Genomic DNA, 17,236 nt, shown 5'->3' on the forward strand with positions numbered 1-17,236 from the left:
TTGAGCTCAAATATATAGAAAGTTTAAGGAGGCTTAGGTAAATGGCTAAAGGAAAAGTATCTTTTAATGAAGAACGTTGTAAAGGTTGTGGATTATGTGTTGAAGCATGTCCAGTAAAAATCATACAATTAGACTCAAATGTAATAAACAAAAAAGGGTATAACCCAGCAACTGTTTTTGAAATGGAAAAATGCATAGGATGTGCAAGTTGTGCAACTATGTGTCCAGATGTAGTTATAACAGTAGAAAGAGATTAATTTAATTAATATTTAAGGGGGAATTTTAATGGCTAAGATACTTATGAAAGGTAACGAAGCATTTGGAAAAGCAGCTATAGAAGCTGGTTGCAAATATTTCTTCGGTTACCCAATAACTCCACAAAGTGAATTACCAGAATATTTATCAAGAGAGTTACCAAAAATAGGTGGAGCGTTCGTTCAAGCTGAATCAGAAGTTTCTGCGATAAACATGGTTTATGGTGGAGCAGGTGCAGGAGCAAGAGTTATGACTTCTTCATCTTCACCAGGAGTTGCTTTAAAACAAGAAGGTATAACATATGCAGTAGGTGCAGAAGTTCCTTGTGTTGTACTTAACGTAATGAGAGGTGGTCCAGGACTTGGAAGTATACAACCTTCACAAGCTGACTACTTTATGTCTACAAGAGGTGGAGGAAATGGAGACTACAGAACTCCAGTATTCGCACCAGCTACAGTTCAAGAAGCTGTTGATATGATAATGGAAGCTTTTGACGTTGCAGATTACTACAGATCACCAGTTATGGTAGTTGCAGATGGTATGATAGGTCAAATGATGGAGCCAGTTGAATTTAAAGCTCCTGAAAAGAAAAGAGAATTGCCTCCTAAAGATTGGGCAACTGTTGGAACTAAAGGGAAAAGAGTACCTAATGTAATAAACTCTCTATACTTAGAGCCAGAAGTACTAGAAGACCATTGTTGGCATTTACAAGAAAAATTTGAAGCAATGGAAAAAAATGAAGTTCAATACGAAATGTACAAAACAGAAGATGCTGAATTTGTATTTGCAGCTTATGGAACTACTTCAAGAGTAGTAAAAAGCGCAATTGATATATTAAGAGAAGAAGGAATAAAAGCAGGTCTTATAAGACCTAAAGTATTATGGCCATTCCCATTTGAAGCATTTGACCAAATTCCTAATGCTAGAAACATATTAACTGTTGAAATGAGTATGGGACAAATGGTGGAAGATGTTAAAATGGCAGTAGAAGGTAAATTACCAGTTTACTTCCATGGAAGACCAGGAGGAATGACTCCAACACCAGCAGAAATAGTTGAAAAAGCTAAAAAAATTATTGCCGGAGAATTGGTTGCAGGAGGTGCTAGATAATGGCTGTTGTATTTAAGAAAACTGAAGGATTACAAGATACTCAAACTCACTACTGTCCAGGATGTACACATGGTATAATCCATAGATTAGTTGGTGAAGTATTAGAAGAATTAGGAGTATTGGGTGATGCTGTAGGTGTTGTTCCAGTTGGATGTTCAGTTTTAGGATATAAATATTTTAACTGTGACACTCAAGAAGCTGCTCATGGTAGAGCGCCAGCAGCTGCTACAGGAATAAAAAGAGTTCATCCTGAAAATACAGTATTCACTTATCAAGGTGATGGAGACTTAGCTTCAATCGGTACTGCTGAAATAGTTCATGCAGCTGCTAGAGGTGAAAAAATAACTACTATATTCGTAAACAATACAACATATGGTATGACTGGTGGGCAAATGGCTCCAACTACACTAGTTGGACAAAGAGCTACTACTGCTCAATCAGGAAGAAATGCTGAAACTCAAGGTTATCCAATAAGAGTAAGTGAAATGTTAGCTACATTAACAGGAGCTGTATTTGTAGAAAGAGTAGCAGTTGATACTCCAGCTCATGTTAGACAAGCTAAAAAAGCTATAAAGAAAGCATTCCAAGTTCAACAAGCAGGATTAGGATTTGGAATAGTAGAAGTATTATCTACTTGTCCTACAAACTGGGGACTAGCTCCAAATGATGCTTTACAATGGTTAAGAGACAATATGATACCATACTATCCATTAGGAAATTTCAAAAATGTTGAAGTTGAGGAGGTGAAGTAAATGTCTACAGCTAGAGTAATATGTGCAGGCTTCGGAGGCCAAGGTGTTATGTCTATGGGACAATTACTTACTTATGCAGGAATGCTAGAAGGAAAAGAAGTTTCTTGGTTACCATCTTATGGACCAGAAATGCGTGGAGGTACAGCAAACTGTGCAGTAACTGTATCTAGTGAGCCAGTTGGTTCTCCACTTATAACAGATGATGCAACTGCAGCTATATTATTAAACATACCAGCATTTGAAAAATTCAAAGATGATGTTATCCCTGGTGGAAAAATAATAGTAAATAGCTCTTTAATAAAAGAAAAAGTTGATAGAACAGATGTAGATGTTTATTATATACCAGCAAATGAATTAGCAGTTGAGTTAGGAAATGACAAAGTTGCTAATATGATAATGCTAGGGGCTTACTTAAAAGTAGCTGATACTGTAGATATAGAATCTGTATTAGAAGCATTTAAGAAAGTTTTTGGACCTAGAAAAGAAAAATTCGTTCCATTAAACAGAGAAGCTTTACAAAAAGGTATGGATGCTGCATGTTCTGTAGCAACTAACTAATAAAGAAAAAAGATGTCAAAAAAAAGACAATAGAATTATTTCTATTGTCTTTTTTGCTGATAAGTATTAAAATGTTTTTATGACTGAAATTAAGAATATAATGTTATTTTATGAACTATAAAAATATAATACAAATTGCAAGCTTTTCAATTATGAAAGGAGAATCTTTAGTGAGAAAGTATTTTGGAACAGATGGAGTTAGAGGAGTAGCAAATACAGAATTAACATGTGACTTAGCATATAAACTTGGTAGAGCTGGTGGTTTTGTTTTAGCTCAAGGAGACCACAGAGTAAAAGTAGTGGTAGGTAAAGATACGAGAATATCAGGAGATATGTTAGAAGCATCTTTAATAGCAGGTCTTATGTCTGTTGGATGTGATGTTATTACTGTTGGAATAATACCAACACCTGCAGTGGCATATTTAACTAGAAAATATGGTGCTGATTGTGGCGTGGTTATATCTGCATCTCATAATCCTGTTGAATATAATGGAATTAAATTCTTTAATAAGAATGGATATAAATTGGATGATGAAATTGAATTAAAAATAGAAGAATATATAGATGATATAGACAAAATTGAATGTCTACCAATTGGTGAAAATGTAGGACGAAAATTACATGAACATTATGCACAAAGAGACTATGTAGACTATTTGAAATCAATAATAAGCACTGATTTTAAAGGATTAAAAGTAGTATTGGATTGTGCAAATGGTGCATCATATAAAGTAGCACCAATTGTATTTGATGAATTAGGAGCAAGTGTAATTTCAATAAATAGCTCACCAGATGGAAATAATATAAACGATAAATGTGGTTCTACACATCCAGAACAACTTCAAAACGCTGTTTTGGAACATAATGCTGACTTAGGTCTTGCATATGATGGAGATGCTGATAGATTAATTGCTGTAAATGAAAAGGGTCAAATTGTTGATGGAGACCATATAATGATATTGAGTGCTTTAAATTTAAAGAAAAATAATAAATTAGCACAAGACACTTTAGTAGTTACAGTTATGAGTAACATAGGATTAACAATAGCTGCTAAAGAAAATGGAATAAATTTATCTACTACAGCAGTTGGAGATAGATATGTTTTAGAAGATATGGTTAAGAATGGATACAATCTTGGTGGAGAACAATCTGGGCATATGATATTCTTAGATTACAATACAACTGGAGATGGAGTACTTAGTTCTTTAATACTTGCAAATATAATCTTGCAAGAAAAGAAACCTTTATCAGAGCTTGCATCAATAATGAGTCAATATCCACAAGTATTAGTAAATGCAACAATAAAAAATGAAAATAAAACTAAATATATGGAATATCCAGAAATAAAAACTGAGATAGAAAGAATAGAATCTATTTTAGATGGAAATGGTAGAGTTCTGATAAGACCATCAGGAACTGAGCCATTAGTTAGAGTTATGTTAGAGGGTAAAGAGGAAGGTCAAATAAAAGAATTAGCAACAAATTTAGCTAATCTTATACAAGAAAAATTATCGTAATTTATAAGGGTATTCTCAGGTATAAATACTGAGGGCACCTTTCTAAGCGCCAGAACTTAGTTATAGACATAATTATTAAGTAACATAGGAACTAAGTTGACGAGGTCAGAGTTAATCGAATTGTCGGCGGATGCTCTGCGGTGTGTTTACCATCGAAAGACTTCTTTAAATAATAGGAGTAATCCTATGGACAAAGGGAAGCCAAAGTAAACTTATATGACCTAACTCTTAAAATATATAAATAATATTTTTTAGGAGGACACAAATAATGTGTGGAATAGTTGGATATTTAGGAAGTAGAAAGGCAGCAGAAGTTATAGTAGAAGGACTTTCTAAGTTAGAGTACAGAGGTTATGATTCAGCAGGAGTAGCAGTTAATAACTCTAATGGAGAAGAACTTAACATTAGAAAGTTTAAAGGCAGACTTTCTGTATTGGCAGAGGATTTAGAAAAGAATCCTATTGATGGAAATTTAGGAATAGGGCATACAAGATGGGCAACTCATGGAGAACCATCTGATGTAAACTCACATCCTCATTTTAATCAATCTAAAACAATAGCAGTTGTTCATAATGGGATAATAGAAAACTATATGGAAATAAAAGAAGAATTAATTTCCGAAGGTGTTAAGTTTGAATCTCAGACAGATACAGAAGTAATAGCACATTTAGTAGATAAATACTATGAAGGTAATTTATTAGATGCTGTATACAAAACTATATCAAAATTAAGAGGAGCTTATGCACTAGGTGTTATATGTAAAGAACATGGAAATGAATTAGTTGCAGTAAGAAAAGATAGTCCTCTTGTAGTTGGCGTTGGTGAAGGCGAAAACTTTATAGCATCAGATATACCTGCTTTATTAAAGTATACTAGAGATGTTTATTTCTTAGAAAATGGAGAGATAGTTCATTTAAAGGATGAAAATGTAACAGTTTATGATTCTAATAGAAATCTAGTAGAAAAAGAAGTATTCCATGTAACTTGGGATGTAGAGGCTGCATCTAAAGGTGGATATGATTACTTTATGTCAAAAGAAATTCACGAGCAACCAACAGGTGTTAGAGAAACTCTAGAAAGAAGACTTGATGACAATGGAAGTATAGTTTTAGATAGTATAAATATTTCTAAAGAAGATTTAGATAAAATAAATAAGGTTTATATAGTGGCTTGTGGAACAGCATATAATGCTGGATTACTTGGTAAGTATGCTATAGAAAAATTTGTAAATATACCAGTAATAACTGATATAGCGTCAGAGTTTAGATATAGTGACCCATTTGTAGATGAAAATTCATTAGTAATATTAGTTAGTCAATCTGGAGAGACAGCAGATACTCTAGCAGTATTAAGAGATTCAAAAGCTAAAGGAGCAAGAATACTTTCTATAACTAATGTTGTAGGTTCGTCTATAGCTAGAGAATCAGATGATGTTTTCTATACTTGGGCAGGTCCTGAAGTAGCAGTTGCATCAACTAAGGCATATACTACTCAAATAACTTCTCTATATATGATAGCTCTAGATTTTGCTATTAAAAAAGGAACAATAAATAGAGAATTTTATGATAGTATGATTTCTAAGATGAAAGAAATACCATCAAAAATACAAGAAATACTAGATAATGAAGAGTATATAAAAGAAATTGCTAAAACAGTTGTGAGTTCTGACCATGCATTCTATTTAGGAAGAGGAATAGATTATAGTTTAGCAATGGAAGGTTCATTAAAGTTAAAAGAGATTTCATATATACACGCAGAAGCTTTTGCAGCAGGAGAATTAAAGCATGGAACAATAGCTTTAATAGAAAAAGGAACTCCTGTAATTGCTATAGCTACTCAAGAAAAATTATTTGAAAAAATGGTTTCTAATATGGAAGAAGTAAGGGCAAGAGGAGCTTATGTAGTAGCAATAGCTCAAAGTCATAATAAAGATGTTGAGAAATCTGCTGATAAAATAATCTATATACCAAACTCAGATGATATTTTATCTCCTATATTAGCTGTTGTACCAATGCAGTTACTTGCTTACCATGTTTCTGTATTAAGAGGATGCGATGTTGATAAACCAAGAAATCTAGCAAAATCAGTAACAGTTGAATAAAAATATATTAAAAATTAAATAGATAATATTTATTAAAAAGCTCATTCTATTGTTTGTAATCTATAGGATGAGTTTTTTTATGAGGTTTAAATATATTTTTTTTGTTATAATTAATCTAACACCTTATAAGAAAATAGTTTTAACATAGTGAAATGATTTGAAATAAAAAATACTATGATTTGAAATAAAAAATACTATAAATAGGAGAATAAATTATGTCAGATGATTTTAAAAAGAAAAATAGAGAAGATTTTTTTGTTAATCTTGAATCAATTTCTACTGAGGTCTTACAAGAAAAGGTACAAGACAAATCTTGGATTATAATTGATACTCGTTTAAATGATGCCTACAATGGATGGAAGTTAGATGGAGTAAAAAGAGGTGGACATATAAAAGGTGCTGTAGACTTTTCTGCTAATTGGTTAAGTGTATACTCAGATAAAAAAGATAAAGTGCTAGAACAAGCACTGAGAACTAAAGGAATTGATTTAAATAAAAATATAGTATTATATGATGCAAATGGAAAAGATGCTTTGCTTGTAGCAGATTATTTATTTAAAAAAGGATATAAATATTTATATAAATATGATATTAAGCAATGGGCAGAGAATGATAACCTTCCAATGGAAAGATATAAAAATTATCAAATGATAGTTCCAGCTTCTATAATAAAAAAGATACTCGATGGAGGAATACCTGAGACATTTGAAAACTCCAAGAATATAAAAATGATTGAAGCAAGTTGGGGAGAAGAAAAAGAATCGTATGCAAAAGGGCATATACCTACAAGCATTCATATAAATACTGATATTATAGAACCTCCTCCAACATGGATGCTTGATAATGATGATAATCTAACTCAGTTTGCTTTGGATTATGGATTCACAAAAGATGATACTGTAATAGTTTCAAGTAGTACAACTATGGCATCTTACAGATTGGCTGTTATATTGAGATATATAGGAGTAAAAGATGTAAGGGTATTAAATGGTGGAATAGATTCATGGATATCAGCAGGATATGAATTAGAAGTTACTAGTAACTCAAGGCATTCATGTACTAATTTTGGAGCAAATATACCCGTTAATCCACAATTAATAGTTACAACAACCGAATTAAAACAAAAACTAAAAGAAAAAAATAAATGTGCATTAATAGATATTCGTACTTGGGATGAGCATATAGGTAAAATATCTGGATATACATATTATGATAAAAAGGGACGTGTCCCAGGTGCTTTATATGGACATTCGGGGAGTGATAGTGTTTCACTAGAAGAATATCGTAATATTGATAATACAATGAGAAACAAATATGAGATTTTAGAAATGTGGAATGAAGAAAGTATAGATATGAATAAACAGCTTATATTTATGTGTGGAAGCGGCTGGCGTGCTGCTGAAGTATTAACCTATGCAAATGTAATAGGTGTTGAAGAAACCTCTCTTTATAGCGATGGATGGATGGGATGGAGTCTTGATAACTCAAATCTAATTGAAGTTGGAGAACACAAATAGAGTCAGTCTTTAAAAGTACAATAGAATTATTTAATATATAAGGTATATTTAATTTATTAAGTTGAATATACCTTTGTTATGTTTTAAAATATAAACAGAGTTAGAATATGATTATATAAATGTGGACTTATTTAAACATATTATTAGCAGTATAAAATTATAAATATAATATGAGGTGTGAAATATGATTAGCAAAGATGAAAAAGCAAAGTTGAAAGCAGAAGGTATATTAGCCCAAAGCCAAGAAGGATATTTCTCAATAAGAATGTTGAGTAGAGCTGGAAACTTTACAGCAGAACAACTTAACAACTTATCAAAGTTATCTGAAAAATATGGCAGAGGTTATTTAGGGGTTACTACTAGATTAGCTATGGAAATACCATGGATAAAGTATGAAGATATAGATTTAATAAAAGAAGATTTGAAGGCTGTAGGTCTAGAACATGGTGGTACAGGGAAAAAAGTAAGACCACTAGTTGCATGCAAAGGTACTGTATGTCAACATGGAATATATGATACACAAGAGTTATGTGGAAAGTTACATGATTCATATTTTGGATATGATTTACCATCTAAGACTAAGATTACTTTAGTTGGATGTCCAAACAATTGTGCAAAGGCTAATACTAATGATGTAGGTATTGTAGGACAAGCATATGTAAAATTTAATGAAGATAAATGTAAGAATTGTGGACTATGTACATCATCTTGTAGACAAAAATCAGTATATATGGAAAATAAGAAACTAGTGTGGAATAAAGACGAGTGTGTAAATTGTGGGAAATGTGCTGAGGTATGTCCATTTGGAGCTATGGAAGTTGATAAAAAAGGATTAGCTGTCTATCTTGGTGGTAGAATGGGAAGAGGTTATAGATTTGGAGACAGACTTGGCAATCTGTATACAGAAGATAATATAGAAGAATTAGTTCAAGATGTATTTGATACATATAAACATTTAGCAAGTCCAGGAGAAAGAATAAGTAAAGTATTAGAAAGAATTGGTATTGAAGAATTTGAGAAACATTTAATGAATACAAAATCCAAAAATGCATAAAAATACATATTGAGGAAGTATATCTCTCTTAAATTTGTTAATAATTCTGTTATACAGAAAAACATATTTAAGGGGGATTTTTTATTATGAAAAGGATAAGATTAGCTATATGCTTTTTTATATTAATGATTATAGGAATGACAATATCTTATGCAGATACAAGTATAAATACTAGATATAATAGATTAACTAATGCACTTGAAATTTCGGAAGCAGATTTTAAATTTTATAATGTAAAAATCAATTCTGTTATAAATTATAATTTATCAAATAAAGAATTTCGTAATATTTTTATAGAAATAATTAACAATCTAAAGTTGGATGAAAAAGGAATAAATTGGAATCAAAAAGGGTATGGCAATAAAATGCAATTATGTGCTACTATAAAAGGTAGCGATAAAGAAATTTCTATAAAAGGAATAAATAAAAATAATAAAGAAGGTTACATAATAGTTGACATATTGGACAACAAAGTATATAAACATAAAGAGGATATTTATCGTAACGTAGAAAACGTGTTAAATAAATATTCATCTCAAGTAGATGTGTCTGCTTGCATTGTTGGAGAATACACAAAAAGGTTACAAAACAACAAATATGATGATATTTTACAAGAAATATTATATAATATGAGTGCTAAGCAAATAGATAAAGTGAAAGACGTAAACTTTTTATCAATAACAGCATATAGTAAAGTATTAAATGATGATTTAGACTATTTAGGGGAAAAAATTAATTTAAATATAGGAATTAAATATAATGAGGATAATGGAAAAACACTCATATATATTGCCACACCAATTATAAAATTAGATTATTAATTATGAGGAGATCAAAAAATATGGCTAAGATAATAGTAAAAAAGAGTAATCCACTTAAAGGTAGTGTTAAAATAGATGGTGCAAAAAATGCAGTTTTACCAATAATAGCAGCAACTTTATTAGCGAACGGAAAATCAACATTGAATGGAGTACCAAATTTAAGAGACGTTCATGTAATATCAGATTTATTAAGACATGTAGGAGCAGAGGTTGAATATAAAGAAAATACACTTACTGTTGATGCAAGTAATATAAAAACTTGTGAAGCTCCATATGAGCTTGTAAGAAAGATGAGAGCTTCTTTTTTGGTTATGGGACCATTACTTGCTAGATTTAATAGTACAAAAATTTCTATGCCAGGAGGTTGTGCTATAGGAACAAGACCTATAGATTTACATTTAAAAGGATTTAAAGCTTTAGGTGCAAAGATAGAAATGGACCATGGTTTTGTTGAAGCAGCGACAGAAAAATTAGTAGGAAATAAATTGTATCTAGATTTTCCATCTGTTGGAGCAACTGAAAATATAATGATGGCAGCTTCTTTAGCAGAAGGTACTACAATAATAGAAAATGCAGCAGAAGAGCCAGAAATAGTAGATTTAGCAAACTTTTTGAACGAAATGGGAGCAGATGTTAAAGGTGCAGGTACTAACACTATAAAGATAAAAGGTGTCAAAGAGTTAAAAGGAGCAGAACATAATGTAATACCAGACAGAATAGAAGCAGCAACTTATATGGTTGCAGCGGCTATGACAAAAGGTGATATAACTGTTGAAAATGTTTTAATGGAGCATTTAAAGCCAGTTGTGGCTAAATTAAGAGAAGCTGGTTGCGAAATCACAGAGATGGACAATTCTGTTAGAGTAGTAGGTCCAAAAGTGTTAAAACCAATAGATATAAAGACTTTACCACATCCAGGGTTTCCTACAGATGTTCAAGCACAATTTATGGCTATGCTTACTGTAGCAAATGGAACTGGTGTAGTTATAGAAACTGTTTTTGAAAATAGATTTATGCATGTTGCTGAGTTTAATAGAATGGGCGCTAATATAAAAATAGATGGAAGAAGTGCAGTTGTTAATGGTGTAGATGAATTGCATGGTGCAGCAGTAAATGCTACTGATTTAAGAGCAGGTGCCGCCCTTATTTTATGCGGTCTTATAGCAGAAGGAGAAACTCAAATAGGAGAAATATACCATATTCAAAGAGGTTATGTTGATATAGATAAAAAGATAACAGCATTAGGTGGTCAAATCGAAATAGTAGAAGATTAATAATTGGTTTAGAGAAGAAAGTTATAAATTAATAGGGTTGTTCATATACTTAAATACAAGGTTTTAAAAGCTAAGGAGGAGAGTATATGAAGAACCCATTGGTTGTTTTGTTAGGATTCGTGACTTGTTCTGTATTAGTTCCATCACTTATAACTTTAGTTTCTTATAAAAATGTAGAACTAACTCAAAAACCAGAGAAATCAGTATCTATAAACAAAACTATTAAAAAAAGTGATATCAAAGACGAAGGTAATAAAGAAGAAAAAAAGATAGTGAACTATGAAACTGTAAATAAAAAAACACCAATCATCAATGTGTACAATCATATAACAGGAAAAGTTGAAAAAATGGACATGGAGAATTACTTATGTGGAGTAATAGCTGGTGAGATGTCTTCAGAGTTTGACATAGAAGCGCTAAAAGCTCAAGCTGTGGCAGCTAGAACATATGTAGTATATAAGCAGGAACATGAGAAACCAAGTAAACATAAAAATGCGGTAGTATGTACTGACTACAAACACTGTCAAGAATACAAGAGCTATGATACTCTTAAAAAGTTGAATGGTGAAGAATGGATTAAGAATAAATACTCTAAAATCCAAGAAGCTGTCAGAGGAACTAAAGGACAGATAATAACTTATAGTGATAAAGCAATACTTCCTCTTTACTTTTCTACATCTTCAGGAAAAACAGAAAACAGTGAAGAAGTATTTTCTGCAAAATATCCTTATCTAAAATCTGTAGAAAGTCCTTATGATAAGTATTCTCCTAAGTTTGCATCTACACTTAAAATAAGTAATACAGACTTTGTTAAGAGTCTTAGAAGAGCATATAGCACTATTGTAATAGATACAAATAATTTAAGCAAACAAGTCTCAATAACTCAAAGAAGTGATGCAGGAACTGTAGAAAAAATAAAATTAGGAAATAAAGAGTTGACTGGAAAAGACATTAGAACTGTTTTTAAGTTAAACTCAGCCAACTTTGATATAAAATTTGGAGAAGGATACATAGATTTTGTAGTAAAAGGATATGGGCATGGTGTTGGTATGAGCCAGTGGGGAGCAGAAGGAATGGCAGAAGAAGGCCATAAATATTATGACATATTATCACATTACTACACAGATACAAAAATAAAAGATATATACTAATAATTGTATAAAATACCAAAAACACGTCAATAATCCAAATGTAGAAATATATTTGGAGGTGCAAAATGAAGAAAAAGCTGTTAGAAAAAGATGGTTTTTATTTATCTTTATTTGTATGTGTTTGTTTATTAGCAGTAGGTGGAGTTTGGTTTACAAATAATAATGTAGATAAATTAGCTTCTAATAAAGGCATGATGGAAAATGCTAATAAAGATAGTGAAGAGGAAATACATTTAATTGAAAAAGACAAGAAAGATGCTATTCCTACTGCAACAGATTCAAAACAAAACTTAGAAAAAGCTAAGTCAAAAGAAGAAAATAAGTCAAGTACAACAAAATTAAACTACATTGGAGATAAGATAATAAGAGGATATTCAGAAAAAGAACCTAGTTACTCTAAAACACTAGATGTCTGGGAAACTCATAAAGGTGTAGATGTTAGTTGTACTAAAGGTAAAGAAATAAAATCTCTATTAAACGGAATGGTAGTAGATGTATTTGATGATGAAGAATATGGAAAATCAGTAAAAATAAAAAGTGACAATAATATTGTAGTTGTATATTCAAATTTAGATGAAAATGTTAGTGTTAAAAAAGAACAGAAGGTAACAGAAGGACAATCTCTAGGTACTGTAGGAAGCACTTCTCAAGTAGAGAGTGAAGAGGGCATACATGTACACTTAGAGGCATATAACGGAGAGAAATCTATAGACCCAATGAGTCTAATTAAGTAAAAGTATAACAAGTTTAATCATATTTGGTTAAGCTTGTTATATTTTTTGGTGTTTTTACATATATATCATTAAAGCTATTATGTGAGGGGGGTAATCTTTGAGATCTCATATAGAGGAAAGGGCCATAGTGGTAGCAAAATATATACTTGAAAAAAACACTACAGTAAGACAAACCGCCAAGACATTTGGAGTAAGTAAAAGTACAATTCACAAGGATGTTACAGAAAGATTGAAGGAAATAAATCCATCCCTTGCCAAAGAAGTTAAAAGTGTGCTAGACAAGAATAAATCAGAGAGACATATTAGAGGGGGATTAGCAACTAAATTAAAGTATGAGAAGGAACATAAAAAAATGTAGGTTAAAAACCTACTTTTTTTATTGAATTAGATTATTGTAATAAATATATTAAATAATTATAAATAGCAGAATAATAATACTCTTAAAACATTTATTTTCTCTTGATTAAAGCGAGATTTTTGTATATGCTTTATTATAGGAGTATTAAAATAGACTTATAATATAATCTAATATATAAATGAAGGAGTTGAAAAAATGGCTGGAGCTGATATAGGCATAGATTTAGGTACTGCAAATGTACTTGTTTATGTTAGTGGTAAGGGAATCGTTTTAGAAGAACCATCTGTTGTAGCAATAGATAATAGGACAGATTCTGTTTTAGCTGTGGGAGAAGAAGCTAAAAAAATGATAGGAAGAACACCAAGTAATATAGTTGCTATAAGACCTTTAAGAGATGGTGTAATTTCTGATTATGATGTAACTGAAAAGATGTTAAAATCTTTTATAGATAAGATAGTTGATAAAAAAGGATTTGGAAGATTCTTCATGCCAAGGATTATGGTATGTGTACCAACGGGTGTCACAGAAGTAGAAAAAAGAGCAGTAGAGGATGCTACTAGACAAGCTGGAGCTAGAGAAGTATATATCATAGAAGAACCAATAGCAGCAGCCATAGGGGCTGGAGTAGACATATCACAGCCTAATGGGAATATGATTATAGATATTGGTGGTGGGACTGTAGACATAGCCGTAATATCTCTAGGAGGAGCTGTTGTAAGTGAATCTATAAAAGTTGGTGGGGATAGATTTGATGATTCTATAGTTAAGTATATGAAAAAACAACACAACCTTCTTATAGGAGAAAGAACAGCAGAGAAAATCAAATTTGAAATTGGTTCTGCATTTAAGAGAGAAGAAGAAAAATATATGAAGATAACAGGAAGAAACTTAATTACAGGACTTCCTAGTTCTATAACTATAAATTCAACAGAAATGCTAGAAGCTCTTAGAGAATGTGTTGAGCAAATAGTAGTTGCCACTCATGCTGTTTTAGAAAAAACACCTCCTGAGTTAGCAGCAGACATAGGAGATGTTGGTATAATAATGACTGGCGGAGGTTCATTATTATATGGATTAGATAAAATAATAGAACAGAGAACAGGGATAACTGTTACAATAGCAGAGGAGCCATTGTCTTGTGTTGCAAAAGGTACAGGAATAGCTTTGGGTTCAATAGACTTACTTGAAACAGGTGGGTCTTTTAGAAGAAAATAATTAGGAGAGTTTATAATGCTAAATATAGATGAAATAAAAAAATTAATACCACATAGATATCCATTTTTATTGGTGGACAAGATTACAGAACTAGAAGTTGGAAAAAGAGCTGTTGGTATAAAAAATGTAACAGTTAACGAGCCATTTTTTCAAGGTCACTTTCCAGAATATCCATTAATGCCAGGAGTTTTGATAGTAGAGGCTTTGGCGCAAGTGTGTGGAGTTGCAATGATGTCTGTAGAGGAAAATAAAGGAAAATTAGGTGTATTTGCAGGTATAGATAAAGTTAGAATTAAGAGAGAAGTAAGACCAGGAGATACATTAACTATGGAAGTTGAAATGACAACTCTTAGAAGAAATATAGCTAAGGCAGATGCTAAAGCATATGTTGGTGAAGAGCTTGTCTGTAAAGGTGAATTAATGTTTGCTTTGGTTGAAAAGTAAAAACTAACAACATAAGAGTAAAAAGGTAGATAATTTGGAGTATTTAATCAGATACTCTAAAATATCTACCTTTTTATATAAAGAATTTTATCGGTTACTTCACATTGGACTTAGGTGGATACTAATAAAGCTAAAGCTATTGTTTCAGCTAAGTCCAATATAAAGCTAAGACGTATATTATTAAATGAAAGTCTATTGTTTTCATCAATTTTATCTACAATTCCCACTATAGAATAATTTCCTATTTGAGGTAGTTTTTTGCCAACACCTTTTCCGGGCAGGATAGGTCCTTCTCTAATTTGTATATTACCTATGTTACTCTGCGACCCCAAGCAAGCATCTATAGCCAAGAAGTTACCTTGCATATGTGTATTTTTTATAGTATCTAAAGACTCATATATGTTTAAGGCGTGAATAGGGTTATCTAGTGTACCGTAAACGGGGTATTTAAATTTACTGTTCTTAAGTATTGTTCCAACTAAAGGGCCTAAAGTATCACCTATAGCCCTGTCTGTTCCTATGCAAACAACAATCGTATTTTCATTAATTATAGTTTTTAGAACTGAACTTAGCATCTGTATAACATCATCATCGCTGTAATTTACTTTAGCTAAATACAATAGGAACACCCCCTTCAAAAAAATATATGAATAAAAAACAGTAAAAAGACCTAACTTTAAATTTCAGATAGAGATAATATTTTATTTGTCTTACAAAAAAAGGTATGGGAAAAATATGACTAAAAATCTTGACAAAATTTTAAAAAAATAGTAAGCTAGTAAAGTAAAACAAAACTTAAATCTTGATTACCTTATCAAGAGCGGCTGAGGGATAGGCCCTGTGAAGCCCAGCAACCACCCAAATGGGAAAAGGTGCTAATTCCTACAAGACAAAAGTCTTGAAAGATGAGGTCAGTTAATTAGTATACAATTACGATTATTAACCTCTTCTTATAAAGGAGAGGTTTTTTATTTTGAGTAAAATTTCTAAAATTAAAAATAAGGTAAAACCTATAATAAAAATTAAGAATGTATAAGGGGGAATAAAAATGGCAAGACATTTATTTACGTCAGAATCAGTTACAGAAGGACATCCTGATAAGATATGTGACCAAATATCAGATTCAATATTAGATGCATTATTAGAAAAAGACCCACAATCTAGAGTAGCTTGTGAAACTACAGTTACAACTGGATTAGTTTTAGTAGCAGGAGAAATAAGTACATCTGCTTATGTAGATATTCCTAAACTGGTAAGAGAAACAGTAAGAGAGATTGGATATACAAGAGCAAAATATGGATTTGACTGTGATACTTGTGCAGTTATAACTTCTATAGATGAGCAATCTGGAGATATAGCTATGGGAGTTGATGAAGGTCTAGAAAGCAAGACTGGAGAAGAGATAGAAGAAGAAATAGAAAAAGTTGGAGCTGGAGACCAAGGTATAATGTTTGGATTTGCATGCAATGAGACTCCAGAATTAATGCCACTTCCAATATCTTTGGCTCATAAATTATCAAGAAGACTTACAGAAGTTAGAAAGACAGGTTTAGTTGATTATTTAAGACCAGATGGAAAAACTCAAGTTACTGTTGAATATGAAGGAAATAAAGCTGTAAGAGTACATACAGTTCTTATATCAGCTCAACATTGTGAAACAGTATCAAATGATAAAATAAGAGAAGATATAATTAATCATGTTATTAAAGAGGTTATACCAGCTGAATTACTTGATGAAGAAACTAAAATTTATATAAATCCAACAGGAAGATTTGTTATAGGAGGACCTCAAGGAGATACAGGTCTTACAGGAAGAAAAATAATAATAGATACTTATGGTGGATATTCTAGACATGGTGGAGGAGCTTTCTCAGGAAAAGACCCTACAAAAGTTGATAGATCTGCTGCTTATGCAGCTAGATATGTTGCGAAAAATATTGTTGCAGCTGGTCTTGCAGATAAATGTGAGATAGAACTTGCATATGCTATAGGTATAGCTAGACCACTGTCTATATTTATAGATACTTTTGGGACAGGTAAAGTTTCAGAAGAAAAACTTGTTGAATTAGTAAATAAACACTTTGATTTAAGACCAGGAGCTATAATAAGAGACTTAGATTTAAGAAAGCCACTTTACAAAAAAGTTGCTGCTTATGGTCACTTTGGTAGAACTGATATAGATTTACCTTGGGAAAAAATTGACAAAGTTGAGCAATTAAGAAAAGATGCTCTAGGTGAATAATTTTTAACTAAGAGACTGTTAGAATGTAATTTTAAGATTACTTTCTAACAGTTTTTTTATTGTAGATTAAATATTTTTAATAAATGTAAATTTCTCATCATATAATAAACAAACAGTATTTAATTAGATTAGT

17 protein-coding genes and 1 riboswitch are annotated in these 17,236 nt (G+C 31.4%); of the genes, 16 read left to right on the plus strand and 1 reads right to left on the minus strand.

The features are described 5' to 3' along the window. The first annotated feature begins 41 nt into the window (after positions 1–41). From ACTG44_RS01130 to fabZ, 15 genes are all read left to right on the plus strand, one after another. Complete coding sequence (locus ACTG44_RS01130) at positions 42–257, plus strand: 4Fe-4S binding protein (protein WP_021382532.1); 216 nt, start codon at positions 42–44, stop codon at positions 255–257. Between the two features lie 28 nt (positions 258–285). Beyond that, on the plus strand, positions 286–1,365 hold the full coding sequence (locus ACTG44_RS01135; protein ID WP_021382548.1) for a 3-methyl-2-oxobutanoate dehydrogenase subunit VorB: 1,080 nt from the start codon (positions 286–288) through the stop codon (positions 1,363–1,365). Beyond that, positions 1,365–2,117 (plus strand): thiamine pyrophosphate-dependent enzyme, encoded by a 753-nt coding sequence (locus ACTG44_RS01140; protein WP_003420710.1) that lies wholly within the window; start codon positions 1,365–1,367, stop codon positions 2,115–2,117. Before ACTG44_RS01135 ends, ACTG44_RS01140 begins: the two co-directional genes overlap by 1 nt. Beyond that, the gene (locus ACTG44_RS01145) at positions 2,118–2,675 is read left to right on the plus strand and encodes a 2-oxoacid:acceptor oxidoreductase family protein (RefSeq protein WP_021382553.1); all 558 of its coding nucleotides are present in this window, start codon (positions 2,118–2,120) and stop codon (positions 2,673–2,675) included. 170 nt (positions 2,676–2,845) lie between these two features. Beyond that, positions 2,846–4,192 (plus strand): phosphoglucosamine mutase, encoded by a 1,347-nt coding sequence (gene glmM, locus ACTG44_RS01150; RefSeq protein ID WP_021382546.1) that lies wholly within the window; start codon positions 2,846–2,848, stop codon positions 4,190–4,192. Positions 4,193–4,460: 268 nt separating this feature from the next. Further along, entirely contained in the window at positions 4,461–6,293 is a 1,833-nt protein-coding gene (gene glmS / locus ACTG44_RS01155; protein ID WP_021382539.1) for a glutamine--fructose-6-phosphate transaminase (isomerizing), read from the plus strand. 215 nt (positions 6,294–6,508) lie between these two features. Next, complete coding sequence (locus ACTG44_RS01160) at positions 6,509–7,810, plus strand: rhodanese-like domain-containing protein (protein WP_021382558.1); 1,302 nt, start codon at positions 6,509–6,511, stop codon at positions 7,808–7,810. A 184-nt stretch (positions 7,811–7,994) separates the two neighbouring features. Next, positions 7,995–8,864, plus strand: coding sequence for a 4Fe-4S binding protein (locus ACTG44_RS01165; protein WP_479921118.1), 870 nt, complete (start codon positions 7,995–7,997; stop codon positions 8,862–8,864). An 86-nt stretch (positions 8,865–8,950) separates the two neighbouring features. Continuing rightward, complete coding sequence (locus tag ACTG44_RS01170) at positions 8,951–9,685, plus strand: YwmB family TATA-box binding protein (protein WP_021382552.1); 735 nt, start codon at positions 8,951–8,953, stop codon at positions 9,683–9,685. A 20-nt stretch (positions 9,686–9,705) separates the two neighbouring features. Then, entirely contained in the window at positions 9,706–10,959 is a 1,254-nt protein-coding gene (gene murA, locus ACTG44_RS01175) for a UDP-N-acetylglucosamine 1-carboxyvinyltransferase (RefSeq protein ID WP_003420721.1), read from the plus strand. An 86-nt stretch (positions 10,960–11,045) separates the two neighbouring features. Next, positions 11,046–12,110, plus strand: coding sequence for a stage II sporulation protein D (gene spoIID / locus ACTG44_RS01180; protein ID WP_479921119.1), 1,065 nt, complete (start codon positions 11,046–11,048; stop codon positions 12,108–12,110). A 65-nt stretch (positions 12,111–12,175) separates the two neighbouring features. After that, positions 12,176–12,844 (plus strand): M23 family metallopeptidase, encoded by a 669-nt coding sequence (locus tag ACTG44_RS01185; protein ID WP_021382550.1) that lies wholly within the window; start codon positions 12,176–12,178, stop codon positions 12,842–12,844. 97 nt (positions 12,845–12,941) lie between these two features. Next, the gene (gene spoIIID / locus ACTG44_RS01190; protein WP_044212029.1) at positions 12,942–13,202 is read left to right on the plus strand and encodes a sporulation transcriptional regulator SpoIIID; all 261 of its coding nucleotides are present in this window, start codon (positions 12,942–12,944) and stop codon (positions 13,200–13,202) included. A gap of 195 nt (positions 13,203–13,397) precedes the next feature. Further along, a complete protein-coding gene (mreB, locus tag ACTG44_RS01195) occupies positions 13,398–14,417 on the plus strand; it encodes a rod shape-determining protein MreB (RefSeq protein WP_021382530.1) in 1,020 nt (339 codons plus the stop codon). A 15-nt stretch (positions 14,418–14,432) separates the two neighbouring features. Then, positions 14,433–14,861 carry a 3-hydroxyacyl-ACP dehydratase FabZ gene (gene fabZ, locus ACTG44_RS01200; RefSeq protein WP_003425446.1) on the plus strand — a complete coding sequence of 143 codons (429 nt, stop codon included), beginning with the start codon at positions 14,433–14,435 and terminating at the stop codon, positions 14,859–14,861. A gap of 110 nt (positions 14,862–14,971) precedes the next feature. On the opposite strand, the gene yyaC is transcribed toward fabZ, so the two are convergent. Further along, positions 14,972–15,481 carry a spore protease YyaC gene (gene yyaC, locus ACTG44_RS01205; RefSeq protein ID WP_021382545.1) on the minus strand — a complete coding sequence of 170 codons (510 nt, stop codon included), beginning with the start codon at positions 15,479–15,481 and terminating at the stop codon, positions 14,972–14,974. Between the two features lie 188 nt (positions 15,482–15,669). Further along, positions 15,670–15,773, plus strand: a riboswitch (SAM riboswitch). Between the two features lie 136 nt (positions 15,774–15,909). Between yyaC and metK the strand changes: the two genes are divergently transcribed. Then, entirely contained in the window at positions 15,910–17,103 is a 1,194-nt protein-coding gene (gene metK / locus ACTG44_RS01210; protein ID WP_021382544.1) for a methionine adenosyltransferase, read from the plus strand. The last annotated feature ends 133 nt before the right edge of the window (positions 17,104–17,236 follow it).

It is taken from the genome of Clostridioides sp. LIBA-2809 (assembly GCF_056688965.1).

Excerpts from the sequence above, each read along its gene's own strand:
- ACTG44_RS01130 (WP_021382532.1), top strand. The coding sequence starts at position 42 with ATGGCTAAAGGAAAAGTATCTTTTAATGAAGAACGTTGTAAAGGTTGT.
- ACTG44_RS01135 (WP_021382548.1), top strand. The coding sequence starts at position 286 with ATGGCTAAGATACTTATGAAAGGTAACGAAGCATTTGGAAAAGCAGCT.
- ACTG44_RS01140 (WP_003420710.1), top strand. The coding sequence starts at position 1,365 with ATGGCTGTTGTATTTAAGAAAACTGAAGGATTACAAGATACTCAAACT.
- ACTG44_RS01145 (WP_021382553.1), top strand. The coding sequence starts at position 2,118 with ATGTCTACAGCTAGAGTAATATGTGCAGGCTTCGGAGGCCAAGGTGTT.
- glmS (WP_021382539.1), top strand. The coding sequence starts at position 4,461 with ATGTGTGGAATAGTTGGATATTTAGGAAGTAGAAAGGCAGCAGAAGTT.
- ACTG44_RS01160 (WP_021382558.1), top strand. The coding sequence starts at position 6,509 with ATGTCAGATGATTTTAAAAAGAAAAATAGAGAAGATTTTTTTGTTAAT.
- ACTG44_RS01165 (WP_479921118.1), top strand. The coding sequence starts at position 7,995 with ATGATTAGCAAAGATGAAAAAGCAAAGTTGAAAGCAGAAGGTATATTA.
- ACTG44_RS01170 (WP_021382552.1), top strand. The coding sequence starts at position 8,951 with ATGAAAAGGATAAGATTAGCTATATGCTTTTTTATATTAATGATTATA.
- murA (WP_003420721.1), top strand. The coding sequence starts at position 9,706 with ATGGCTAAGATAATAGTAAAAAAGAGTAATCCACTTAAAGGTAGTGTT.
- spoIID (WP_479921119.1), top strand. The coding sequence starts at position 11,046 with ATGAAGAACCCATTGGTTGTTTTGTTAGGATTCGTGACTTGTTCTGTA.
- ACTG44_RS01185 (WP_021382550.1), top strand. The coding sequence starts at position 12,176 with ATGAAGAAAAAGCTGTTAGAAAAAGATGGTTTTTATTTATCTTTATTT.
- mreB (WP_021382530.1), top strand. The coding sequence starts at position 13,398 with ATGGCTGGAGCTGATATAGGCATAGATTTAGGTACTGCAAATGTACTT.
- fabZ (WP_003425446.1), top strand. The coding sequence starts at position 14,433 with ATGCTAAATATAGATGAAATAAAAAAATTAATACCACATAGATATCCA.
- metK (WP_021382544.1), top strand. The coding sequence starts at position 15,910 with ATGGCAAGACATTTATTTACGTCAGAATCAGTTACAGAAGGACATCCT.